Genomic DNA, 24,649 nt, shown 5'->3' on the forward strand with positions numbered 1-24,649 from the left:
GTATCCAACAGGAGAAGTTTGGAAGGAGAAGAATGAAACATGATCTTAATTATCCTATGCTGCCTATTTTTAGTAGGGTATGGCGTTTGGGAGTATCGCAGACATTTACGCAAGCTGCATTCAATTCCTGTACGAGTGAATGTTAATGGTATTCGCGGAAAATCCACCGTTACACGATTGATTACAGGTATTGTAAAAGAAGCAGGTTACAAAACAGTAGGGAAAACGACAGGAACACAAGCGCGTATGATCTACTGGCATACAAGTGAAGAAGAACCAATTATTCGTCGTAAAGAAGGTCCGAACATTGGAGAACAGCGACGAGTGGTAAATGAAGTTGCCGATATTGGCGCGGAAGCTCTTATTTGTGAATGTATGGCGGTACAGCCTGATTATCAAATCACATTCCAAAATCAGCTGATTCAAGCCAAGGTAGGCGTTATTGTAAACGTACTAGAAGATCACATGGATGTAATGGGTCCAACTCTAGATGAAGTTGCTCAAGCGTTCACTGCTACTATTCCTTATGATGGCCACCTTGTTACAATTGAAGGTCCATATTTGGAATACTATAAAAAAATAGCCGCAGAGCGCAACACAAAGGTTATTGTAGCTGACAATGATAAAGTATCTGAAGCGTATTTACGTGAATTTGATTATATGGTTTTCCCTGATAATGCTTCCATCGGTTTAGCAGTAGCAGAAGCACTTGGCATCGATGCTGAAACAGCGATGAGAGGAATGTTAAATGCCCAGCCTGACCCAGGAGCTATGAGAATTACAACATTTGGCGATGAAAAAAATCCAGCATTTTTAGTGAATGGATTTGCTGCCAACGACGCTTCTTCCACGCTTCGTATTTGGGAACGTGTAGATTCAATGAACTATAGTGAAAAGCTTCCTATTGTCATTATGAACTGCCGTCCGGACCGTGTAGATCGCACCGAGCAATTTGCTGAAGATGTAATGCCATACATTGAAGCGGATGTAATGATTGCAATTGGTCAGACGACCTCACCAATCGCTGCTGCACACCAAAGAGGCGAATTGCCAACAAAAGAATTCTGGGATATGGAAGGCGCTTCTACAGAAGAAATTTTAGAGCGCATGAAGCCTTATTTAAAAGATCGTATCGTATACGGTGTCGGAAATATCCACGGTTCAGCCGAGCCGCTTGTTGAAGCTATTATTGAAATGAAAAAGATGAGAAAAGCAGTTTAATCTAGGAGGCCATTTCATGTTCGGATCAGATTTATATATTGCCCTTGTGTTAGGGGTTACACTAAGCTTAATTTTTACAGAAAAAACGGGCGTATTGCCAGCCGGTCTTATCGTACCGGGGTATTTAGCTCTTGTATTTGATCAGCCAATTACCATTTTAATGATTTTCTTAATTAGTATTTTAACGTATGTTATCGTCGTGTACGGAATCTCAAAAGTAGTTATTTTATATGGACGTCGCAAATTTACAGCGATGTTAATTACGGGTATTGTGATTAAAGTTGCATTTGATTATTTCTTCCCGATCTTGCCGTTTGAAGTGTTTGAATTACGCGGAATTGGTATCATTGTACCGGGCTTAATTGCAAATACAATGCAAAAGCAAGGTCTTCCTTTAACAGTTGGAACAACGGTTTTATTAAGTGGTGTAACATTTGGAATTATGCAAGTTTATTATTTATTTTAATACACAAACAAACCGCAGCTGGTAAAGGAAGGTGAAAGCGTTGAAAGAGAAAAAATTAAACTTTCAAGAAAAAGTATTGATGTTTATAAAGAAAACAAAGCCTACAACGGGCAAGCAAGCTCTTATCTTAACGCCAATTTTAATCGTAATTTTAGCTCTTTCAGGATGGATGGAGCGTTCGGACGCTCTTGAAAACCCTGAGACGGCTAATCCAGAGGCCAATAATGATTTAACGATGACTATGGTCGGAGACATTATGATGGGTCGCCATGTAAGAGAAGTAACTGAACGCTACGGAGAAGATTTTGTATTCCGCAACGTGGAGCCGTTCTTTAAAAATTCGGATTACGTAAGCGGGAACTACGAAACGCCGATTTTAACAAACGACGTAGATTCATATAAAGCAATGGAAAAAGGTATTCATTTATATAGTAAGCCTGCTGATCTAGCGACCGTTAAAAATGCGGGTTTCGACGTATTAAACTTAGCGAACAACCATTCAATGGACTACAGTGCAAAAGGGTTAGAAGATACGATCTCTACTTTTGAAGCAAACAAATTAGATTTTGTTGGTGCTGGCCGTAACTCTGAAGAAGCAAAGCATATTTCATATAAAGATGCTGACGGCATCCGCATTGCAACCGTAGGGTTTACGGATGTACATTCAGACGGAATGTCCGCTGGAAAAAACAACCCAGGTATTTTAAAAGCAGATCCGGATCTTATTTTCAGCACGATCCAGCAAGCGAAAGCAAATGCTGATTTAGTTGTAGTAAATGCCCACTGGGGTGAAGAATACGATGCACAGCCAAGTCCTCGTCAAGAAGGACTAGCAAAAGCGATGGTAGACGCTGGTGCGGACATTATCATCGGTCACCATCCGCACGTTCTACAGTCATATGACGTATATAAAGGTTCGGTTATTTTCTATAGCCTAGGAAACTTTATCTTTGACCAAGGGTGGTCAAGTACGAAAAATACAGCGATGGTTCAGTATCATTTAAACAAGCAGGGCCAAGCTAAAATTGATGTTATTCCAATGGTTATTAAAGCAGGTACACCAACTCCAACAGATAACCCTTGGCGCATGAAGCGTATTTATAACGATTTAAACAAGTTTTCTTCAAACCCTGAACTGTTAGAAAAAGAACGAAACAAGTTTGAATTAAACTTAGATCATTCTCGCATTATAAAACATGCAGAGGAGCGCAAAAAGAAAGAAGCACAAGCTAACTAATAGCCCGTCATACACAGAGGAGGTAAAAGATGATAAATAAACGTAATACGATTATTGTTTCCATTGTCATCTTTTCACTCATAGTAGGTGTATGTGTTTATCAATTTATGTTTCCAAAACAAGAATATGCAGTAAGTACTTCAGATCCTCGCGCCACAAAAGTAGGTATGGAAATTCTTAAACAAGGCGGTACAGCAGTTGATGCAGCTATTGCCATTTCCTACACGCTTGGTGTTGTGGAACCGTACGGATCAGGACTTGGGGGAGGCGGCGGAATGCTGATTGATCCAGCAGATGCCTCTCCAACATTTATTGACTACCGAGAAATTGCACCTAAGAATGATAAAGAAGATGAGATTGGCGTACCAGGGTTCGTTGCTGGTATGGATTATATTCAGCACCACTACGGATCTATGTCGATGAGCAAACTAATCGACCCGGCCCTTAACTATGCTGAGAATGGGTATAAAGCGGACAAAGATTTGCACGATAGGCTGGTTTCATACAAAGGTAATGTGAATGAAGATGAAATTCCTAGCTTTTACCCAGATAAAGACGCCATTAACACAGGTGAAATTGTCAAACAGCATGAATTAGCGAACACGCTGCAAAAGATTAAGGAAGAAGGGCCAAATGCTTTTTATAGAGGGAAAATTGCAGACGATATTACAGAAGAAACGAAAGTAAGTCACAAAGACTTGCGAAAGTATGCGCCTGTTGAACGCAAACCTCTATCGACGAATTATAAAGGTCATCAAATTATTTCAGCACCTCCGCCTTTTGCTGGTGCTACGCTTATTCAAATGTTAAAAATGACGGATCAAGAAGATATTTGGAAGCTGAAGGAATCGCATCCTAGTCTTTATTATCATTTTCTTGGTCAAATTTCAAAAGTAGCTTATCAAGACCGCTTGAAAAAAATTGCTGATCCGGCTTTTATAAAAGAAACGCCAAATGATTGGATCGACGATCATTACGTGCATTTACTTCGTAATAAATTAAATAATACTGAAACAGATCATACCAAAGTAAGCGACGTCGAAGAACATGAAAGTACCACTCATTTTGTTGTCATGGACGGTGAAGGAACCGTTGTATCAACAACGAATACGCTGAGTAATTTCTTTGGCAGCGGTGAATATGTAGATGGATTCTTTTTAAATAATACGCTCAATACGTTTGGGGAAGGAATTAATAAGCGTCAACCCGGTAAGCGTCCAAGAACATTTACAGCTCCTACCATTATTCGTGAAGGTGATGAATGGGTAATGTCCATTGGCACACCGGGAGGAAATCGCATTCCTCAAGTGTTAACGCAAGTAATTGGGGATTATTTTGAAGACAAAGATTCCATTAAAAACGCAGTAGAAAACAAGCGTGTCATTTTTGATTCTCATAAGTTTTATTCAGAAGCTAAGCTTAAACAGTCAACGAAAGATGGTTTAAAAACGTACGGCTATGACTTAAAAAACAATGATAACGCGATGTTTTACGGAGGCGTTCAAGCACTTGTGAAAGACTTAAAGAAAAATAAGATTCAAGGTGACGCTGATCCGCGCCGCCACGGTTTATGGGAAAAAAGTACAGACTAACTTAATTGGAGGAATAGAAAATGATCGCAAAACGAATCGTAGGGATTGTAGGACCAATTGCTATTGTAGCAGGAGTAGTAGCAGGACTTGGAGCTTTAAAACATCCGGCTACTCTTTCAACAGATGAACAGCAAAAAATCGAAAATAACGTAAAAATGATTGAACAAACAAAATCTGCTGCTACAGATGCAGTAAATGATGCTGCGGCAGCTGCTGGAAAATAAATCTTATGTAGTAACAAAAAAGGCATCGTCCTAGACGATGTCTTTTTTGTGTGCAATGTAATGTATGGATAAAAATGAAAGCGCTTCACAAAATATACAGATGAGTAAAAATGGAGGGTAAGATGTGAATAAAAAATTACTGTTGTTTAATATTATTGCTTTTTTATTATTGATTTGCGTTATAGCCGCTTTCTTTATGACTCAATCAAGTACAGACCTGAGTCCTAAAAAGCTGCTTAAAAAAAATAATGATCATTCTTATGGTGTGAGTTCATCGAATTCTCTGGCAGCAAATGTAGGGATGGACGTATTAAAAGAAGGCGGGAATGCAGTAGATGCGGCTATTGCTATTTCGTATGCCCTTAACGTAGTCGAACCTTTTGGATCTGGAATTGGCGGAGGTGGAGGTATGCTGATTGCCAAAAAAGATCAGCCTGCTACTTTTATCGATTACCGGGAAACCGCTCCAACTTCTATGAACGGTAAAAACGGCGTGCCGGGATTTGTCGCTGGTATGGAATATATTCAGCAGAAGTATGGTACAAAATCAATGAGTGATTTGATTCAGCCGGCTGTTGAATACGCTGAAAAAGGGTTTGAAGTAGACTCTCTTTTATCGTCTCGATTGTATTACTCTAGAGGAAGGATGAATGTAGACGATCTATCCGCTTTTTATCCGAAGGGAGAAGCAATCGAAGAAGGAGAAACACTGTCGCAGCCAGTGTTGGCTAAAACGTTAATTAAGATTCAGCGAGAAGGTGCATCTGCATTTTATAAAGGAGATGTGGCACAAGATCTTGCTGATGCAACGCCTATTTCTAAAAAAGACCTTTCTTCCTATCAAGTAACAGAAACTAAGCCTGTCGTGTCTACTTACAATGGAACAGAAGTGATTTCAGCGCCTCCGCCTTTTTCCGGAATTACACTGATTCAAATGTTAAAAATGGCAGAGAAAGAAAATCTTGAAACAATGCCTGACAAAGAATATTACGAAACGATGAACAGAATTAAAAAAGCAGCTTACTCCGACCGGTTAAAACAAATTGGCGATCCAGACTTTCATAATCAAAACTCAAGTGAATTAGTCAGTGATGATTATATAACAAACTTGGTCAATCACCCGACACGTTTCTCAGGTGAAGGCGATGAAGAACACGAAAGTACAACACATTTTGTCGTTATTGATTCAGAAGGAACCGTTGTATCTACAACTAATACGTTGAGTAACTTCTTTGGTACAGGCGAACAAGTTGACGGCTTTTTTCTTAATAACAACGCTGATACGTTTGGAAGCAAAGAACCGAATAATCGCGAGCCGGGAAAAAGAGCAAGAACTTTTACGGCTCCAACTATTATAAGAGAAAAAGGCGAGTGGGCGATGGGAATAGGTTCTCCGGGCGGAACGCGGATTCCTCAAATTTTAACTCAGGTACTTTCTAAAAACCTTGCAGGAAATGAATCGCTTCAAAAAGCTGTAAACGAACCGCGCTTTATTTTTGACGATTCGACTATTTATGTAGAGCCCGATTTAAATACAAAAAATATTCCTTCTGCGTTTCGAATAGAAACAAAGGAAAGCGACGTTTTTTATGGAGGTATTCAAGCGTTAACCATTAATTTTCAAGATAAACAAATGGAAGGAGCCGGAGACCCTAGAAGAAATGGAGTTTGGAAAACAGGAGATTAACGAAGTAAAGATCCCTTCTCATATGCTTAGGCATAGTGAGAAGGCGTTTGAAAATATCGAATGGAATGAAAATCTTTGTCGCTGGAATGAAAATGTACGTAAATGGGGGAACGATCTAAAGCAGGGTGAGCGTTGAAAAACGTGGCATCACCGTAGCGCAATGCTTTTAGCAAGTAAGGCATTTCCTGTTTGAAAATAGCGTACCGTATGGCTTGAACGGACTTTTCCGTTTGTTCATTGCCAATAAATACGTATACATACAGCGTATCAACACCGTCTTTGTGGAGCCATTCGGCAAAAAGCTCATTTCGCTGCTCATTTAATTGATCAACAGCAAACTTTTCGTCGATCCAAAGAAATAAATCGTCTGTTTGTTCAGAATGTGTGAGCGTATAGCGTCGCCCAATAAAAGGAAAGGTGGGCGTGCTTCCTTGCCGGTATGTGACGCTAAATTGCTGAGGATTAAAAGCAGACAAAGGGCATCTTCCTTTCACGCTTTTAAGTAGTTTATGCATAAAAAAGAGAAATTTCACACATTCGTCAAGAATTTTAAACTGTTTTTCTTACATGCATACTTATGAAAAAGTTGTTACACTGAAGAAAAGAAATAGTGGGTGATAAAAGATGGAGCCGCTGTATATTGTCTTATCCATTTTTTTAGCAGCGATGCTATCGTATGATATTGCTAAATTTGTTCGAGGGGACCGGCCAGATTGGAAAGAGGGTCTCGTGACGGGCCTTGTATTCGTCGGCTTTTTAGCAGCCATGCAAATGGCTTTTCACATTGTATAGCGACGAAAGAGGCTGGGACAAACGTAGTTTAGTTGAAGAAAGATCCGAACGATAAATCGTTCGGATCTTTTATGTTTATGTCTCAATCCCTTTTTTAAAGATATGCCGGATAAGTTTAGTCCGGCAAGACTAAAAAGCTTGGATATCGAATAAGCTGTTGTATACTGCATTTTTGATAAAGGGGCTTTTTACTTGTATCGAAAAAAAACACTGCTTTTGAAGCAAAGTTTAGGAGTAGCTGTGTTTCTTTCTGTTATTGCGCTGGGAGTTTGGATGTTTCAATTTACATTCTTTTCTCCGAGTCATCAAGCCAAATCTGCCGTAAAAGAATTTTATACGCTAGAACAGGAAGGGAACTTTTCGGAATCATGGGATCTTTTTCATTCATCCATGAAGAAGAAGTGGACAAAAGGTGCATACATACAAGATCGAGCACACGTATTTCTCAATCATTTCGGCGTAGACACTTTTACTTATTCCATTGAAGATGTTGAAAAAAGAAAGAACTGGAAGATGGAAAATGATCGTAAAGCGTTTCCTGTTGTTTACGAAATGACCGTTGTCCAAACGTATAAAGGGAAATATGGAAACTTTGATTTAGTGCAGAAAGTGTATGCTGTTCGTGAAAAAGGAAAATGGAAAGTCGTGTGGGATTATAAACAGTAGGAGAACCTGCTGTTTTTTTTATTTTCATAAGAAGTGAGCATACCTCAGCTGTTAATATGCCTCTTTTTTAACAGAAAAAACGTTATGTTTTTTTGCGAGTGGGTAAAATGAAAGAAGGAGGCGAACACAGATGAAATTTAAAACGATTTTATTTGATGCATATGGAACACTGTTTGATGTACATACCGTTATTGAAACGTGTGATAAGCTGTATCCGGAGCGGGGAGAAAGCATTAGCCATTTATGGCGTTTGAAGCAAATTGAATATGCCATGCAATACCAGCTGATGGGACGGTACGTTGACTTTTATACATTAACAAATCAATCCCTGAAATATGCAGCAGAAGCAAATGATATTGATTTAACGGAACACGAAGAAAAAATGCTGATGAGTGCCTACATGAAGCTGAATGTCTACGATGAAGTCAAAGAGGTGCTCGCCTATTTAAAAGAAAAAGGGTATCGTCTGGCTATTTTTACGAATGGCCCTAAGCACATGATTGATCCGCTTGTTTCTTATCACAATATGAATCATTTATTTGAAGACGTTATTTCCGTAGACGAAATCAAACAGTACAAGCCTACGATGGCAAGCTATCATTATGCAAAAAATAAAATGAACGCAAAAAGAGAAGAAGTATTATTTTTGTCATCGAATACATGGGATATTGCCGGTGCTAAAAACTACGGGTTCGCAACGGCTTGGGTCAACCGAAAAGGAAATGTAGCTGAACATAAAGAATTGCAGCCAAACGTAATCATTAAAAGCTTAAATCAGCTTATTAAATAAAAAAAGAACGAGCATTAAGCTCGTCCTTTTTTATTTATTGCTAAATGTATCTTTTGTTTCGCCTACTGCTTTTTGAGCATTGCCTTTTGTTTTCTCAGCTTTTCCTTCACGCTGAAGGTCGCGGTTATTCGTTGCATTTCCTACTTGATCTTTTACTTCACCTTTAGCTTTTGATACATTTCCTTTAACTTTATCTCCTAAACCTTTACTCATTTTAATCTTCCTTTCTATTAGTAATTAAGTAGTGTTACTTGTCTGTTCCACCATTAGAAAGAAATTAAACATATTTTCTGATTTCAACTTAAACAGAAGCTAAGCGTACGATATTCAGGAGTAATTTATAGGCACTATTATTATTGTTCGGAGGTTTTAAGCTCCCAATCATCATAAATCTGAGATTCATAAGGCCATGATAATAAGCTTAAAGATTCCACTGCTTTTAGAACAAGAGGCGAAGCATTATCGATGTTGAGATCCTGCGGTGCAATCCATAATGCTTCCAAAGAATCCTGTCCTTCAAACTGTACGGGGTGGGAAAGAAGCTCACCGCCGGCAATGTCTACGTAATAGAATACAGCGATGTGATGCACGTGGGTAAATTCTTTCCACTTACAAGGATACTGAAAATCTGTTGTACCCGCTTGAGAAATAATGTTAATCTCGAAGCCTGTTTCTTCCACAAATTCTCTTTTCATCGCTGCCGTTAATGTTTCACCGTGCTCTAGCTGTCCACCTGGCAAATCAAAACGATGAATATACGGACCTCTGTTTTTTCGAATAACAAGCAGCTTGTTATCTCGCATACAAATTCCATATACGCCAAAGGCGCGATCATAGTTTGGTTCCATTTTTTTCACTACTTTCTATAACAGAATGGCTTGATAAGGCATCATTTGATTTCTTTATCCTACCATACATTTTGCTATAGAACCTTTTTTAATGAGATGCTTTTACAGTAAGCGTGCGGGAAACAGCACTTTCGTTATGCAAACGGTCAACAGAGGTTACAACATATGTGTATGTTTGATTTTCAAGTGCATTTTGATCTACAAACAATTGTGTTTCTCCCGTTTTTCGAACCGTTGTCAGCAGATTTTCTGCGCTGTTAATGTCGCCTTTTTTATTGCCTTGAAAGCGATAAATGGCATAATAAGCGGAGTCATTCTGCTGGTGATCTCGAATTTCAAATGCTGCTTCTTTTGTATGAGGACCCGCGTTTTTTAATTTTGGTGCTTTTGGGGCCGTATTATCAAGCCAAGGCATTGCTGGAATAAGCGCAGGGTGTTTATAAATATCGTTTTGCAGCTTGTCTTTTATTCCTAGCGGGTTTCGGTTTAAATCTTTCAGGCTAAAATGCATGCTTCCCTGTACTTCTGGAAACTGGTGATTTAGAGCAATTTGCCTTGGATACTCATCGGGATCAGACCAAGCTTCCACCGCGTTGTTATTAATTTTGTAAGCAGCTTGTCCAATATAAAGGTGGACTGGCTTTCCGCGCACTTCATCTCTCCACCAGTTGAGCAGCGTATCGTAAGCAGCGGGTTCAAATCCGATATTCCAATAAATTTGCGGAGTGATGTAATCAATGTATCCATTTTGAATCCACGTACGCGTATCGGCATACAAATCATCGTAGTTTGTTTGTCCAGCAGTCGTCTCAGAGCCAGTTGGATCATTAGCAATGTTTCGCCATACGCCGAACGGACTGATGCCAAATTTCACGTACGATTTTGTTTTTTTAATAGATTTATTTAAATCTCGAACAAGCTGATTAACATTGTCACGCCGCCAGTCTTCAATATTGGAAAACGTTTGAGCACCGTAGGCTTCATATGTTTTTTGATCTGGGAACGTTTGACCTGCAATTTTGTAAGGATAAAAATAGTCGTCCATATGAACAGCATCAATATCATAGTTTCTTACGACTTCGAGCACTTCTTCAATAATAAAGTTTTTTACTTCTGGAATACCTGGGTTGTAGTAGAGTTGTTTTCCGTAGGAGACGACCCAATCAGGATGTTGTTTGGCAGGATGATTATCGGCTAGTTTGTTTAAATCAGTATGATTCATTGTAATGCGGTAAGGGTTAAACCATGCGTGGAATTCTAAGTTGCGCTTGTGTGCTTCGTCTACCATAAAGGCTAGAGGATCATAGCCGGGATCTTTTCCTTGTGTACCGGTTAAATATTCTGACCATGGGCCATATTTTGACGGATAAAAGGAATCGGCGGTCGGTTTAATTTGAACGACAACAGCATTCATCCCCATCTTTTTTACTTCGTCTAGCAAATAGGTAAACTCTTTTTTCTGCTGTTCAATCGGAAGACCAGGCTGAGAAGGCCAATCAATGTTGTATACGCTTGCAATCCAAGCAGCTCGGAGCTCCCGCTTTTGATACGTAGTAGGTACGTCGGCTTTAGCAGGCAATGTGCTCGAACAAAACAGCAGCAAAAACAAGATGCCTCCAACCCATTTTTTAATATGCATGTTCGTTCCTCCTTCTTTTTTGGTTGAGATAAAATTTCTTTCATAATATAGCATGCGGTCGTTATATTCACAATAGATTTTGATGAAATATTCTGAAAAATAAAATAAAGTTTTAAAAATATCAGAAAAATATTGAAATTAAACTTCAGAAAAAATATAATAATGGTAATTTAAAGAATATTTTAGAAATACGTTACTTAACGATGGAGGAATTCATGCGCCAATTTTCCGTACTTACTTTAATCGATGCACAAATGAATCATTACAGTCCCGCTGAAGGAAGAGTAGCTGATTACGTGTTAGAAAATCCTACCACCACGTTGAACTTAACGACCAAACAGCTAGCTAAGCAGTGTCAGTGCAGCGAAGCTACGATTATTCGCTTTTGTCAGCGTGTAGGCATTAATAGTTTTAAAGAATTAAAGATTGAATTAGCCAAAGATGCTCATAAGGTGAATACCGAACAGCTGCCGAATCTTCCAGTTAATTTTGAAGACGAAACGGATGCTGTGCTTGAAAAAGTCATAAGCAAAAGTATGAGCGCACTGATGAATACAAGCCGGCTAGTGAGCACTTCGGCAATTGATGCAGCTGCGGAAGCTATTCATGGAGCGAAACGAGTGTTTTTATACGGAGCAGGAGGATCATCTGTAGTTGCGCTAGATGCTCAGTATAAACTGCTTCGAATCGATATTTCGGCTCTGTTTTCATTAGATAGTCATGTTCAAATGGTGATGGCTACGAATATGACAAAAGCTGATGTGCTGTTTGTGGTATCCACTTCGGGTCAAACAAAAGAAGTGGTAGAGCTGATGCAAATAGCCAAAGACAAAGGAGCAGCCGTCATTTTGCTAACGCAGCACGGATCATCGCCAGCTTCTAGATTAGCTGATATTCTGCTGACTATTTCGGTAGAAGAACAGCATATTCGAATTGGAACGATGAGCGCTCGTATTGCTCAGTTAGCCATTGTAGATGCGATGTTTATACGGTTATGTATTCAAAAAGGCAATCAAGTGTTTGAACGCATAATCGATACACATAATGTAATTCAAAAAATAAAGAGGTAGGGGGAAACGAGAAAATGAAGGTATTGTTTGTATGTTCTGGAGGAATGTCAAGTGCGATTGTGGTAAAAGCATTAAAAACGGAAGCGCAAAAGCACGGAACGGAGATGGAAGTGCTGGCAATTGGAACAAATGAAGTGGCAGAGGAAATTCAAAAGGGCTGGGACGTTGTAATGGTTGCACCGCAGATTCGTCATCGGTTTAACGCAGTGAAAGCGGAAGCGGATAAAGCTTCTGTTCCGTGCGGGCCCATTCCGCCGCAGGCTTATACGCCGCTTGGAGGTCCAACGCTTTTTAAAACGGTTCAACAGCTCGTTAGCTAAGAAAAGCAGGTGTATTCCTGCTTTTTAAATAGATAAGGGGTTTCGTTTACACAAGGGGAGAATATAGAGGGGGAAAGGGTATATGAGCAAATTTGTGTCGTTTTTAGAGAACAATTTATCGGGACCTATGGCCAGGTTATCAGAACAGCGGCATCTTCAAGCCATTCGCGATGGTGTTATTTCCGCTTTGCCGTTTATTATTATCGGAAGTTTTTTCTTGATTCTAGCGTTTCCGCCTGTGCCGCAAGATAGCACAATTGCGAAATGGGCAGCTGATAACAGCGCCAACATTTTAATACCATATCGAGTAACGATGTTTATTATGTCTTTATATATAGCCTTTGGGATAGGATACAACTTGTCTAAAAGCTATAATCTCGATCCGCTGTCAGGAGCGCAAATTGCAGTAGCTGCACTGTTACTTACGGTGACTCCAAAGCTGATTGAAGAAGAAGGGTTTATGCTTCCAATGACAAACCTTGGAGGTCACGGTTTATTTGTAACGATGATTGTATCGATTTTATCAGTCGAGATTCTCAGGTTTTGTAAAGCAAAAAATGTCACCATAAAAATGCCGGAACAAGTGCCGCCTTCGGTATCAAGGTCTTTTGAAGCACTAATTCCGGTTGCGATTGTGGTTGTACTTATGACGATTATTACCATTGTTTTAGGTATCGATCTTCACCATTTAGTTGATAAACTAGTTGCTCCGCTTGTGGAAGCTGGAGATAGTTTAGCAGGAGTGTTAATCCCGGTTTTCTTAATTACGTTTTTCTGGTCATTTGGAATTCACGGCGTCTCTGTTGTTGGGACAGTGGCACGGCCTGTATGGGAAGTATATTTAGCCAAAAATGCTGAAGCGGTAGCAGACGGAGCTTCCACACTTCCTTATATTGCACCTGAAACGTTCTTTCAGTGGTTTGTTTGGATCGGAGGATCTGGAGCGACGCTAGGTCTTGCCTTAGCGATGCTGTTTTTCTCAAAATCTAAATATTCGAAAGCGCTTTCTAGGACATCTTTTATTCCAGCGGTTTTTAATATTAACGAACCAATTATTTTCGGTTTGCCAATTGTCTTAAATCCTATTTTAATTATTCCATTTATCATTATCCCGATTATTACAACGATCATTTCATACGCAGCAACGGCGACAGGTCTTATTACGCCAACCTACGTAATGGTTCCATGGACGCTCCCGGCGCCGATCGGAGCTTACCTATCTACGGGAGGAGACTGGCGGGCGGTTGTGCTAGTCGTTATTAATATTGCTATTTCTGTCGTCATTTATCTTCCGTTCTTTAAAATGTACGACCGAAAGATGGTCGAAATGGAAAAAAGCGATGAAGCAACGGTTGCACCATCTGATAGTTCAGTTCAAATGTAAAGAAAGAGAAGCCAACTTGTTTGGCTTCTATCTCTTTAGTAGGAGTGAGGGTCAATGTTTGTTCGGTTTCGATATAAAACGGTGTTTTTATTTCTGCTAACCATGGTTCTTTGCAACGTTATTTTTACACCTCTGCTGCAGTATGCCGGTTTATCAGCGCAGCATAGTTTATTTGCCATTACAAGCCTATCAGCAGCGCTGCTTACAACATTTATTTCCATTCGGCTTTCAACCGCAGTTTTATCTAAAACCGCCGTTTGTATACGCTTTGTTTTGCTTGGAATAGGGTGCACAGCCGTTACATATTTAGCCGTTTTTTAACAAGGAGGGGCAAAAAATGAAAGTAGTGACAATAGGGGGAGGATCAAGCTACACACCGGAATTGGTCGAAGGGTTTATTAAACGATATGATGAGCTTCCAATTCGAGAGCTATGGCTTGTAGATGTTGAAGAAGGAAAAGAGAAACTTGAAATTGTAGGAGCACTTGCGAGAAGAATGGTCAAAAAAGCAGGTGTTGATATGAAAATTCATTTAACGCTTGATCGACAAAAAGCGTTGATAAATGCTGATTTTGTAACGACACAGCTTAGAGTAGGTCAGCTTGATGCGCGTATTCAAGATGAACGCATCCCTCTTAAATACGGAATGATTGGTCAAGAGACAAACGGGGCGGGAGGATTATTTAAGGGCTTGCGAACAATCCCGGTTTTGTTGAAAATTGCCGAGGAAATAAACGAAATTTGTCCAAACGCCTGGCTGATTAATTTTACAAATCCTGCTGGTATGGTAACGGAAGCGCTGCTTCGCTACGGAAAGCATTCTAAAGTAGTAGGAGTTTGTAACCTGCCTGTACATATGACAAATTCAATCGCGAGCCTGCTTCAAATAGAAAAAAAAGATGTTCACATTGAATTTGCAGGGTTAAATCACTTGGTATATGGACTGCATGTGTATGCAAAAGGAAAGGAAGTAACAAAAGAAGTCATTCAGCGATTAAGTGATCCAAAGTCTCAAGTAACAATGAGAAACATAGCTCCTATTCCGTGGCAACCGGACTTTTTTGAAGCTCTTGGCGTGATTTTATGTCCTTATCACCGCTACTACTACAAAACAAAAGAAATATTAGCAGAAGAGCTTCTGGCCTTTCAATCAGGTACTACGCGTGCTGAAGTGGTCAAAGTATTAGAAGCCGAGCTTTTTGAACTCTATAAAAATCCAAATCTAGAAATGAAGCCTCCGCAGCTGGAAAAACGAGGAGGCGCTTATTACAGCGATGCCGCATGCAATTTAATTTCATCCATTTATAACGATAAAGGCGATATTCAAACATTAAATGTAGAAAACAAGGGAGCTATTTCCTCACTCCCAAACGAATCTGCGGTTGAAGTAAACTGTGTAGTAACAAAGCAAGGGCCAGTACCGCTCGCTGTCGGTGAACTTCCGGTAGAAGTGAATGGACTTGTGCAGCAAATTAAATCGTTTGAACGAGTAGGGGCAGAAGCTGCGGTTACAGGATCTTATGAAAAAGCACTTGTTGCCATGACCATTAATCCGCTTGTTCCAAGTGACGAGCTGGCTAAGTCGGTCTTAGATGAATTGCTTCAAGCTCATCGCAAGTATTTACCTGCTTTTTTTAAGGAAGTGAACGCGTAGTATGTATGCTGTTGGACTTATGTCAGGAACGTCACTCGACGGAGTTGATGCAGCTCTCGTTCAAATTGAAGGAAGCGGCTATGAAAGTAAAGTTAAGCTTCTTCATTTCATTACCGTGCCGTTTTCACCTCAGTTAAAAAAGGAAATTGAGCAGGCGCTTTCTTTTGAATATTCAAATGTACAGCTGATCTGCAGCTTAAATTTTAAACTTGGCTATGCATTTGCAGATGCAGTGAAAAAAGTGTGCCAAGAAGCCGGCTTTTCTCTTGAACAAATAGATGTTATTGGATCGCATGGGCAAACCATTTACCATCAGCCTTATGCTTCGGGAAGTACAGCGATGTCTACACTCCAAATTGGAGAGCCGGCTGTTATTGCCTATGAAACCAAAACGAAGGTAGTAGCAAACTTCAGAGTGATGGACATGGCAGCGGGCGGGCAAGGTGCTCCGTTAGTTCCTCACACGGAACGGATTTTGTACAGCCACGATGACCGTACAAGGCTGCTTCAAAACATTGGAGGTATTGGAAATGTAACGTTGATTCCGCCAAAAAAATCTCCTATACCCGTAGTAGCTTTTGATACGGGGCCGGGAAACATGATGATCGATGAAGCGTGTCAGCAGCTTTTTCATGTTTCATTTGATGAAAATGGGCGTTTAGCAGCTGAAGGAAAGATTATTTCAGAGCTTTTAGAAGACTGTATGAATCATGATTACATGAAGCTTTCTCCTCCTAAATCGACGGGAAGAGAGCTGTTCGGTACACAGTACACAAGGAGACTGCTAGAGAAATATAGCAAACATAAAAAAGAAGATCTGCTAGCTACGATTACTATGTTCACAGCATCATCCATTGTACATCACTATGAAACATTTATTTTTCCTGCCTATTCTATTGACGAAGTGATTATTGGAGGAGGCGGAAGTTATAATAATACGCTGATGAATATGATTAAAACGCAGCTCGGGAAGCGCTGCAGCGTGTATACACAAGAAGAAATTGGAATGTCTTCAGAAGCAAAAGAAGCCGTAGCTTTTGCGGTGCTCGCAAATGAAACACTTTCAGGTTATCCAAGCAATGTACCAAGTGCAACCGGCGCCTTGTCTCCTGTAATTTTAGGAAACATTACGCCTGCACCACTATAAAAAAGGGGATGGAAGAAATGACAGAAGCAGCAAATATGGAAAATGAAATTTTTGAACTTATTGCATATGGAGGAAATGCCAGATCACTTGCATATGAAGCGTTAGAAGCAGCTGAAGACTATGATTTTAATAAAGCTGACGAACTTTTAAAACAGTCTCAAGAAGAGCTCAGTCATGCTCATAAAACGCAAACTGCGCTTATTCAACGTGAATTGAACGGAAAAACAATTGAAAAGTCCCTGCTTTTAATTCACGCACAAGATCATTTAATGACGGCTATTTCAGAGCAAAAATTAATTGAACATATGATTAAGCTTATTAAAAAATTTAAAAAAGAAGGCGAAAATCAATGAAAAAGCTAGGTATTGCGATTTATCCTGAACATTCGACTGCCGAAAAAGATAAAGCGTATATAGCACTTGCGCATCAATACGGATTTACCCGTATTTTTACATGCTTGCTTTCTGTTGAAGGCGATCAGAAAAAAGTAATGGCAAATTTTAAAGAAACCATTGAGTTTGCCAATGAGCTAGAGATGGAAGTAGTAGTGGACATCGCTCCTCGCGTATTTGGAGCGCTTGGCATTTCTTATGATGACTTATCTTTTTTTCACGAATTAGGGGCTTATGCTATTCGTCTTGATTTAGGGTATACGGGAAATGAAGAGTCCATTATGACTTTTAATCCATACGGCTTAAAAATTGAAATTAATATGAGTAATGCGACGAAGTATGTGGATAATATTTTAAGTTACCGACCGAATCGAAAGCAGCTGCTCGGGTCGCACAACTTCTATCCTCATCGATATGCGGGATTGTCGTATGATCACTTTTTGAAGTGTTCAGCATTGTTTAAAGAACATAACCTTGAAACAGCAGCCTTTATTAATTCACCAAGCGCTACTTTTGGACCGTGGCCTGTTACTGAAGGACTTTGTACGCTTGAAATGCATCGCACGCTTCCGATCGACGTACAGGCTAAGCATCTTTTTAAAACGGGATTAATTGATTGTGCCATTATTGCGAATGCGTATGCATCAGAAGAAGAGATGAAGGCGCTGCGTGATGTTGTTCAGCAAGAGCGCTTTACTTTTAACGTGACCCTGTATGATACGATTACCGAGCTTGAGAAAAAAATTGTGCTGGAAGAGTTTCATTTTTACCGCGGAGACGTATCTGATTATTTAATTCGCTCTACGCAAAGCCGAGTAAAATATAAAAAAGAAGAATTCAAGCCTACGCATACTCCTTCCATTCGAAGAGGCGATATTTTAATAGAAAATGAGCTCTATGGACAGTACAAAGGAGAGCTGCAAATTGCGCTGTTAGACATGGAGAACTCAGGTAAAACAAACGTAGTAGGACGCATTGCAGAAGAGGAAATTTTTTTACTAAATGAACTGCAGCCATGGGACAAATTTGCTTTTTGTGAGCAGTGATAAAATGGACTATATTATTGGTATCGACGGCGGGGGAACAAAAACAGAAGGCGTTGCATATAGCTTAGACGGTCAAGAGCTCGCTGCTTCAAAAAGCGGCTATGGAAATTTGCTCATTAATTACAACACGGCTATTACTCATATTGATGAATGTATTACGGCGTGCAAAACTGCGCTTGCTGGTCATACATGTAAAGGCATTTCACTAGGGCTTGCTGGAAGTAAAGCATTATCTAAAGAAGAAATAAAAAGATATTTTTATGATCGTTATCAGGTAGAAGTAGGTTTATATGATGACGCCATGATTGCACATGAAGCACTACTGCATGGAAAAGACGGGATTTTAACCATTGCAGGAACTGGAGCCGTCAGCATTGGAAAAAAAGACGGAGTGTACGAATACGGAGGAGGGTGGGGACACCTTCTTGGAGATGAAGGAAGCGGATATTGGATTGGTCTTCAAGCACTGATATTGCTGACGAAAGAGCATGATCAAAGCCTTCCTTACAGCAGCCTTAGTCAGACAATCTTGCAACATGTAAAAGCAAATACCATACACGATATAAAAAAGTTTGTCTATTCATCTCCTAAATCAGAGGTTGCTTCACTCACTCCGCTTGTTGTAAATCAAGCGAGAAATCATAAACAAGAAGCAAGTGACATTCTTCAACAGGCTGGAAAGAACCTTGCAAACATGACTCTTCATTTATATAAGAAACAGCGGTTTGAAGGGAGCTGCTTGCTGTCATGCAAAGGCAGCATTTTAACGGAAGTTCCAGAAGTGTTTGATGTTTATAAAAAAGCATGTGAAAAAGAAATCAAGCATATCCAGTGGGCAACACAGCGAGTATCATCTGCTAAAGGAGCTTATCAGCTGTTCATGAACGAGTATAAATAGAGAAAAAATGATGGTGGAAAAGGCAGGGGATCACAGTGAACTTAAATCATATCTTAACAGAAAAACGCAATCCGCAAACCTTAAACATTGATGAATTATCAAGTCTGGAAATTGTAAAAAAAATTAATGAAGAAGATCATCAAGTGCCTCAGGCAATCAATAAGGTGCTGCCCGTTATTGCTTTGTTAGTAGATGAAATTGTCAGTGCTTTTAAACAAGGCGGACGTCTTATTTATATCGGAGCAGGTACAAGCGGACGGCTAGGTGTGTTGGATGCATCTGAATGTGTACCAACATTCGGTACACCTGCCGAACAAGTAATTGGGATCATAGCCGGGGGAGACAAAGCGCTCCGGCATGCGTTAGAAGGAGCAGAAGATAATAAGAAACAAGCGATAGAAGATTTGAAAGCGATTAATTTATCAAATAAAGATATTCTTGTAGGTATAGCTGCAAGCGGAAGAACTCCGTATACACTCTCAGCGCTTGCGTATGCAAACAGCCTGGGGACAGTAACGGGCTGCGTTGTCAATTCTCCTCAATCACCTATGGAACAAGAAGCAAAATATGCAATAGTAGCAGAATCAGGGCCGGAAGTTGTAACAGGTTCAACAAGAATGAAAGCCGGAACTGCCCAAAAGCTTGTTCTTAATATGCTGACGACCGCTTCTATGATTCAAATTGGTAAAGTCTACAGCAATCTAATGGTAGACGTACAGCCGACTAACGATAAACTCGTACAGCGTGCTAAGAATATTATTGCGGAACTAACAGGCGTCTCATCAGAAGAGGCAGCGGAAAGTTTACAAACCTACAAAACGCCAAAAGCCGCCATTCTTGCGCTTCTTACTTCTACAGAAGGTGATGAGGTGCATCGGCTGCTTGATAAACATGATGGACATTTAAAAAAAGCCATTGGAGAAGCAATGAAACAGCCGACTAAAGATTAACCCTTAAAAGAAGTGCATACAGCACTTCTTTTTTTTATTGAGTACATTTTTTGCACAATGTATGTGGGTGAATTCGGTCTAATCATTTTGTAAGACCCGTAGTATAGTAAAAGCATAAAGCATAGTAAGTATTTCAATTTGTGCACGAATTGGACTGAAGGTGATTCATTTGTTAGACAAACGCAGTACGGCCGTATTGCAAGTTTTGCTTCAAGCCGCAACATTTATATCAGTACAAGAGTTAATGAAGCAGTTTCAAGTGTCAAGGCGTACCATCTATTATGATATTGAGAAAATTAACGATTGGCTGTGTCAGCAAGAATTAGAGTTTGTTCAGTACACATATGGGAAAGGCTTTTTTCTAAACGATCAAGCAAAGGACCAAGTTGCTAAACAAATTTCTCATGTTATGCCATCTGCTTACTTATCAGTTGAGGACCGGCAAATATACGTTGCTTTGATGTGTATACTTCGAGGCGGGAAAATCGGAACTCAGCAGCTCATGGATGAAACAGAAGTTAGTCGCAACACTGTCTTACAAGATATTAAAGACTTAAAAAACAAGTGGATAAAGAAAGGCATATCTTTGACATATAGCTATAAAGATGGATACGAAGTAAAAGGATCTGAAAGCGACATTCGAAATTTGCTTTATATACACATCACAGAATTATTAAGTCAACATCAGGAAGAGTTGTTGAAAAGGGTCATGAAAGCAGATTACGAATATTCAATGATTTATAACTGGCTTGTAGAGTGTGAAGATAAACTGGGAATGGCGTTTACAGACAAGATGCTGACGCAATTAGCCTATATGCTCACGTGCTGTATTCAGCGTATTGGAGGCAAGCGCTATGTAGACGCCTCGATTACTAGAAAAGAAGAATTAGAAAAAACCAGGCAGTACAAAGCGCTCCAAGAAATTGAAAGCGTTTTAGAGTTTGATTTTCCACCTCACGAAAAACATTATCTGGCCACGGTTTTACTAAGTGCAAAAGTAAATGTAGTAAATCAAGCAGATAGTGATGATTGGATGAGAAGCATTGTAAAAGAAATGGTATCACGGTTTCAAGCATATGCTTGTGTGGTATTTGAAGATCGAAATCGTCTTGAACAAAATTTATATATTCATTTGAAGACGGCTTATTACAGGCTTCTCTATAATATTCACCTCCCTAACCCTATGCTTTCGGCTATTCAAACAAAGTATCAGGATATAGTGGAACTGACAAAAAAAGCGTTGCTTCCTTTGGAAAACAGCCTTCAAATACGTATTAATGAAGACGAAATTTCTTATTTTGCTCTTCATTTCGGAGGGTGGATGAAAAAACAAGAGGGAAGGCAAAAACAAAAGCGTATTGTTATTGTTTGTGCCAATGGAATTGGAACGTCCCGTATGCTTCAGTATCAGCTTGAACAACTGTTAACAGATGCTGAATTGATAGGGCCAATGACGGTAAGAGATTATGAGCAGTTTAAAGAAACCTATGATTTAGTTATTACAACTACGCCATTAAAAAAGCGAATGAATGTGATGCTTGTGAATCCTATTTTAACGGATGATGAAAAGCAGCGGTTAATCGACTTAGTTGAACCAGCTTCTTCTCAGCTAACCACTCAAGCCATCATGGGTATTATTAAGCAGCATGCAAATATTCAGGATGAACCAGCTCTGTTAGCTAATTTAAAACTAGTGATACAGCAATCTAAAAAAATGGTAAGAGAGGATAAAAAGCCAATGTTGCATGAAGTATTGCAAGAGCCATTCTTGCAGCTTACAGATTCAGCAGATGATTGGAAATCAGCTGTTAGGCTGGCTGCCAAGCCTTTGTTGAACTATGAATATATTGAACCTTCTTATGTAGAAGCAATGATCAAAAGTGTAGAACAGTTAGGCCCTTATATTGTTATTGCGCCAAAAGTGGCGCTCCCTCACGCAAGGCCGGAACAAGGTGTAAATCGTGTGGGTATGAGCATGCTTCGTTTAAAGGAGCCGGTCTATTTTTCTACTGAAAAACAGCACGGAGCGCAGCTTATTATTGTACTTGCTGCTACTGATAATGAAACCCACTTAAAAGCACTGTCACAGCTTTCAATGATGCTATCTGAAAACGATAATATTGACAAGCTTATTGCTATGAATACAAAACAAGAAATGCTTGCATTAATTGAAGCGTACTCAAATTAAAAGGAGAGATAAAAAATGAAAAAGATTTTAGTTGTATGCGGAAACGGTTTAGGAAGCAGTTTTATTGTGGAAATGAATGTAAAGAAAATTTTAGTAGAGCTTGGTGTTGAAGCACAGGTATCTCATACGGATTTAACAACTAGTAAAACGGAGCAGGCAGATATCTATTTAGGATCTGCAGATATTGTAAATCAATTGGATGATGGCACTCGCACGATCGTGGCACTGCAAAACATTTTAAATCAAGCGGAAATTAAAGGAGCACTGCAAAAATACTTCGTGGAGGCGTAAGCCATGTTTGATTTAATTATGAAAGATATATTAGGAACACCCGCTATTCTAGTAGGTTTGTTTGCACTAATCGGTTTGTTGCTTCAAAAGAAAAAAAGTGCAGATATTGTATCGGGCACCTTAAAAACAATTATGGGTTTTCTTATATTAGGAGCGGGAGCTAACATATTAATTGCTTCACTTGAAGCGTTTGGAAAAATGTTTAATAAAGCGTTTTCCGTTGAAGGCATCATCCCTAATAATGAAGCAATTGTAGCTGTAGCTCAACAAACTTTTGGTACAGAAACAGCGATGATTATGCTTTTAGGTATGATTGTAAATATCATTATCGCGCGCATCACGAAATTTAAGTATATCTTTTTAACTGGGCATCACACCATGTTTATGGCTTGTTTGATTGCAGCAATTTTGTCTACAGGCGGGTTAACGGGAGCACCTTTGGTTTTGATCGGTGCACTATTATTAGGTATTTTAATGGTTTTATTTCCTGCACTGCTTCAGCCGTATGTACGTGAAATTACAGGGTCAAACGATATTGCCGTTGGTCATTTTGGTTCCTTAGGCTATTTAGTAGCAGGGTTTATCGGCAAGCGAGTAGGAAATCGTGAAAAAACAACAGAAGAAATTAAAGTTCCTCAATCCTTAGGATTTCTTCGGGATACATCCGTTTCTGTCTCACTGACCATGACCGTTTTATTTATTGTTGTTGCTCTTTTTGCAGGTCCTGCATTTATCGAAACAAAATTAAGCGGGGGTCAAAACTTTATTGTGTACTCGCTAATTCAAGCAATCACCTTTGCAGCAGGAGTATATGTCGTGCTGGCGGGTGTTCGTATGCTTTTAGCAGAAATTGTACCAGCATTTAAAGGAATTGCTGACAAAGCGGTACCAAATGCCATTCCAGCTCTAGATTGTCCAACGGTGTTTCCGTTTGCTCCTAACGCAGTGGTCATTGGATTCTTTTCAAGCTTTATCGCAGGTCTCATTTCAATGTTCTTTTTGCCTCTATTTGGTCTAAGTATTATCGTGCCAGGCCTCGTTCCGCACTTTTTTACGGGAGCAGCTGCCGGAGTATTTGGAAATGCGACGGGGGGAAGAAGAGGAGCAGTGGTCGGGTCATTTGCCAATGGAATCTTAATTAGTTTTTTACCGGCTATTTTACTGCCTGTTCTCGCGTCGTTAGGTTTTAAAGGCACAACATTTGGAGATTCGGACTTTAGTGCGGTAGGTATTCTTCTTAGCATGCTAATTAAATTATTTACGTAAAGATAAAAAACTCATGTTACGCTAGTAGCATGAGTTTTTTTATGATATTGGAAGTGGAGGAGCAATGAATGAAAATTGGGTTAGCGCAAGTGAGATTTCCAAAATCAGCCTCAGAGGGTGTAGAAACGGTAGAAAATTATATGAAACAAGCAGCAGAAGAAGGGTGTAACCTTGTATGTTTTCCAGAATCAATTGTGCCGGGACTTAGAGGAGTGGGTTTTGAAGTTGAGACATACAATCACGAAATTCAACAAAATACGCTTTATAGAGTTAAGTTGCTTGCCAAACAGTTAAAGCTCAACGTAATTTTACCACTGGAGTGGCGCGACGAACTTGGTATGCATTTAACTGCTTTTGTAATTGATGAAAATGGAAAAGAATTAGGGTATCAAACTAAAAATCAAATTGATCCAGCAGAAGATCAATTTGGTTATAAGTCTGGAAATGGCCGCCAGTTGTTTGAAATAAACGGCGTGAAATTCGGTATTGTCATTTGCCATGAGGGATGGCGCTATCCTGAAACTGTCCGATGGGCTGCTGTAAGAGGAGCAAGCATTGTGTTTCATCCACAGTTTACTGGTGAAGTACCAGATCCGAAGTTTTATGATTATGCAATGATTGCAAGAAGTACGGAGAATGGTATTTACTTTGCAAGCGTGAATTATGCCTTAGAGAACCAAAAAAGCACGACTTCTCTTCTTTCTCCAAAGGGTGAATGTTTGATAAAAGCAAAAGCTGAAAAGCAGGAACTACTAACGTATACGATAAAGACCGGTGAGGCTAACCGGCTGTTGGCTCAGCGTCTGTTACCAAATTTACTATTGTAAAAAAGTTTATTTTCTCTAGTTAAATTAGCATGTGCACTCTTATAACCCTTTGGT

27 protein-coding genes are annotated in these 24,649 nt (G+C 39.6%); 23 read left to right on the forward strand and 4 right to left on the reverse strand.

Annotation, left to right across the window (positions count from 1 at the left end; genetic code table 11):
- Positions 1 to 39 precede the first annotated feature (39 nt).
- The 6 genes from pgsB (at position 40) to AC1D0Y_RS07460 (ending at position 6,427) form a co-directional block, all read left to right on the forward strand.
- Positions 40 to 1,221 carry a poly-gamma-glutamate synthase PgsB gene (pgsB, locus tag AC1D0Y_RS07435; RefSeq protein WP_014461310.1) on the forward strand — a complete coding sequence of 394 codons (1,182 nt, stop codon included), beginning with the start codon at positions 40 to 42 and terminating at the stop codon, positions 1,219 to 1,221.
- A gap of 16 nt (positions 1,222 to 1,237) precedes the next feature.
- Positions 1,238 to 1,687: a poly-gamma-glutamate biosynthesis protein PgsC gene (gene pgsC / locus AC1D0Y_RS07440; RefSeq protein ID WP_013055707.1), complete on the forward strand. Its 450-nt coding sequence runs from the start codon at positions 1,238 to 1,240 to the stop codon at positions 1,685 to 1,687.
- Between the two features lie 40 nt (positions 1,688 to 1,727).
- Positions 1,728 to 2,924: a CapA family protein gene (locus AC1D0Y_RS07445; protein WP_028412240.1), complete on the forward strand. Its 1,197-nt coding sequence runs from the start codon at positions 1,728 to 1,730 to the stop codon at positions 2,922 to 2,924.
- A 29-nt stretch (positions 2,925 to 2,953) separates the two neighbouring features.
- Positions 2,954 to 4,516: a gamma-glutamyltransferase family protein gene (locus tag AC1D0Y_RS07450; RefSeq protein ID WP_477707419.1), complete on the forward strand. Its 1,563-nt coding sequence runs from the start codon at positions 2,954 to 2,956 to the stop codon at positions 4,514 to 4,516.
- A gap of 20 nt (positions 4,517 to 4,536) precedes the next feature.
- Positions 4,537 to 4,740, forward strand: coding sequence for a CapE family protein (locus AC1D0Y_RS07455; protein ID WP_013082014.1), 204 nt, complete (start codon positions 4,537 to 4,539; stop codon positions 4,738 to 4,740).
- Positions 4,741 to 4,864: 124 nt separating this feature from the next.
- A complete protein-coding gene (locus AC1D0Y_RS07460) occupies positions 4,865 to 6,427 on the forward strand; it encodes a gamma-glutamyltransferase family protein (RefSeq protein ID WP_477707420.1) in 1,563 nt (520 codons plus the stop codon).
- Positions 6,428 to 6,453: 26 nt separating this feature from the next.
- Here the strand turns inward: AC1D0Y_RS07460 and AC1D0Y_RS07465 are convergent, their stop codons facing one another.
- Complete coding sequence (locus AC1D0Y_RS07465; RefSeq protein ID WP_028407691.1) at positions 6,454 to 6,903, reverse strand: staygreen family protein; 450 nt, start codon at positions 6,901 to 6,903, stop codon at positions 6,454 to 6,456.
- A gap of 148 nt (positions 6,904 to 7,051) precedes the next feature.
- Between AC1D0Y_RS07465 and AC1D0Y_RS07470 the strand changes: the two genes are divergently transcribed.
- From AC1D0Y_RS07470 to AC1D0Y_RS07480, 3 genes are all read left to right on the forward strand, one after another.
- Complete coding sequence (locus AC1D0Y_RS07470) at positions 7,052 to 7,219, forward strand: hypothetical protein (protein ID WP_013055713.1); 168 nt, start codon at positions 7,052 to 7,054, stop codon at positions 7,217 to 7,219.
- A 192-nt stretch (positions 7,220 to 7,411) separates the two neighbouring features.
- A complete protein-coding gene (locus tag AC1D0Y_RS07475; protein WP_060746586.1) occupies positions 7,412 to 7,885 on the forward strand; it encodes a hypothetical protein in 474 nt (157 codons plus the stop codon).
- A gap of 130 nt (positions 7,886 to 8,015) precedes the next feature.
- On the forward strand, positions 8,016 to 8,675 hold the full coding sequence (locus AC1D0Y_RS07480) for a haloacid dehalogenase type II (RefSeq protein ID WP_013082018.1): 660 nt from the start codon (positions 8,016 to 8,018) through the stop codon (positions 8,673 to 8,675).
- A gap of 30 nt (positions 8,676 to 8,705) precedes the next feature.
- Here AC1D0Y_RS07480 and AC1D0Y_RS07485 read toward each other — a convergent pair whose 3' ends face one another.
- From AC1D0Y_RS07485 to AC1D0Y_RS07495, 3 genes are all read right to left on the reverse strand, one after another.
- On the reverse strand, positions 8,706 to 8,888 hold the full coding sequence (locus AC1D0Y_RS07485; RefSeq protein ID WP_013082019.1) for a CsbD family protein: 183 nt from the start codon (positions 8,886 to 8,888) through the stop codon (positions 8,706 to 8,708).
- A gap of 140 nt (positions 8,889 to 9,028) precedes the next feature.
- Positions 9,029 to 9,523, reverse strand: a complete 495-nt coding sequence (locus AC1D0Y_RS07490; RefSeq protein WP_253352243.1) for an NUDIX hydrolase — start codon at positions 9,521 to 9,523, stop codon at positions 9,029 to 9,031.
- An 88-nt stretch (positions 9,524 to 9,611) separates the two neighbouring features.
- Positions 9,612 to 11,162, reverse strand: coding sequence for a glycoside hydrolase family 10-like protein (locus AC1D0Y_RS07495; RefSeq protein WP_060746584.1), 1,551 nt, complete (start codon positions 11,160 to 11,162; stop codon positions 9,612 to 9,614).
- A gap of 215 nt (positions 11,163 to 11,377) precedes the next feature.
- On the opposite strand from AC1D0Y_RS07495, the gene AC1D0Y_RS07500 reads away from it, so the two are divergent.
- From AC1D0Y_RS07500 to AC1D0Y_RS07565, 14 genes are all read left to right on the forward strand, one after another.
- Positions 11,378 to 12,232, forward strand: a complete 855-nt coding sequence (locus tag AC1D0Y_RS07500) for a MurR/RpiR family transcriptional regulator (RefSeq protein ID WP_060746583.1) — start codon at positions 11,378 to 11,380, stop codon at positions 12,230 to 12,232.
- Positions 12,233 to 12,246: 14 nt separating this feature from the next.
- The gene (locus tag AC1D0Y_RS07505; RefSeq protein WP_060746582.1) at positions 12,247 to 12,552 is read left to right on the forward strand and encodes a PTS sugar transporter subunit IIB; all 306 of its coding nucleotides are present in this window, start codon (positions 12,247 to 12,249) and stop codon (positions 12,550 to 12,552) included.
- Positions 12,553 to 12,634: 82 nt separating this feature from the next.
- Positions 12,635 to 13,936 (forward strand): PTS sugar transporter subunit IIC, encoded by a 1,302-nt coding sequence (locus AC1D0Y_RS07510; RefSeq protein ID WP_013082024.1) that lies wholly within the window; start codon positions 12,635 to 12,637, stop codon positions 13,934 to 13,936.
- A gap of 54 nt (positions 13,937 to 13,990) precedes the next feature.
- Entirely contained in the window at positions 13,991 to 14,257 is a 267-nt protein-coding gene (locus tag AC1D0Y_RS07515; RefSeq protein WP_060746581.1) for a hypothetical protein, read from the forward strand.
- Between the two features lie 16 nt (positions 14,258 to 14,273).
- Entirely contained in the window at positions 14,274 to 15,590 is a 1,317-nt protein-coding gene (locus tag AC1D0Y_RS07520) for a 6-phospho-beta-glucosidase (protein ID WP_060746580.1), read from the forward strand.
- A gap of 1 nt (position 15,591) precedes the next feature.
- Entirely contained in the window at positions 15,592 to 16,737 is a 1,146-nt protein-coding gene (gene anmK, locus AC1D0Y_RS07525) for an anhydro-N-acetylmuramic acid kinase AnmK (RefSeq protein ID WP_060746579.1), read from the forward strand.
- Positions 16,738 to 16,754: 17 nt separating this feature from the next.
- Positions 16,755 to 17,090, forward strand: coding sequence for a PTS lactose/cellobiose transporter subunit IIA (locus tag AC1D0Y_RS07530; RefSeq protein ID WP_013055725.1), 336 nt, complete (start codon positions 16,755 to 16,757; stop codon positions 17,088 to 17,090).
- Positions 17,087 to 18,175, forward strand: coding sequence for a DUF871 domain-containing protein (locus tag AC1D0Y_RS07535; RefSeq protein ID WP_060746578.1), 1,089 nt, complete (start codon positions 17,087 to 17,089; stop codon positions 18,173 to 18,175). Before AC1D0Y_RS07530 ends, AC1D0Y_RS07535 begins: the two co-directional genes overlap by 4 nt.
- A gap of 4 nt (positions 18,176 to 18,179) precedes the next feature.
- Positions 18,180 to 19,073 (forward strand): BadF/BadG/BcrA/BcrD ATPase family protein, encoded by an 894-nt coding sequence (locus tag AC1D0Y_RS07540; RefSeq protein WP_060746577.1) that lies wholly within the window; start codon positions 18,180 to 18,182, stop codon positions 19,071 to 19,073.
- 35 nt (positions 19,074 to 19,108) lie between these two features.
- Positions 19,109 to 20,023, forward strand: a complete 915-nt coding sequence (gene murQ, locus AC1D0Y_RS07545) for an N-acetylmuramic acid 6-phosphate etherase (RefSeq protein WP_060746576.1) — start codon at positions 19,109 to 19,111, stop codon at positions 20,021 to 20,023.
- Between the two features lie 160 nt (positions 20,024 to 20,183).
- Positions 20,184 to 22,211 (forward strand): BglG family transcription antiterminator, encoded by a 2,028-nt coding sequence (locus AC1D0Y_RS07550; protein ID WP_225049551.1) that lies wholly within the window; start codon positions 20,184 to 20,186, stop codon positions 22,209 to 22,211.
- A 15-nt stretch (positions 22,212 to 22,226) separates the two neighbouring features.
- Positions 22,227 to 22,502, forward strand: coding sequence for a PTS sugar transporter subunit IIB (locus tag AC1D0Y_RS07555; protein WP_060746574.1), 276 nt, complete (start codon positions 22,227 to 22,229; stop codon positions 22,500 to 22,502).
- 3 nt (positions 22,503 to 22,505) lie between these two features.
- Entirely contained in the window at positions 22,506 to 23,768 is a 1,263-nt protein-coding gene (locus AC1D0Y_RS07560) for a PTS ascorbate transporter subunit IIC (RefSeq protein WP_013055731.1), read from the forward strand.
- Positions 23,769 to 23,836: 68 nt separating this feature from the next.
- The gene (locus AC1D0Y_RS07565) at positions 23,837 to 24,595 is read left to right on the forward strand and encodes a carbon-nitrogen hydrolase family protein (RefSeq protein WP_477707421.1); all 759 of its coding nucleotides are present in this window, start codon (positions 23,837 to 23,839) and stop codon (positions 24,593 to 24,595) included.
- The last annotated feature ends 54 nt before the right edge of the window (positions 24,596 to 24,649 follow it).

It is taken from the genome of Priestia sp. P1_B12_1 (assembly GCF_056406695.1).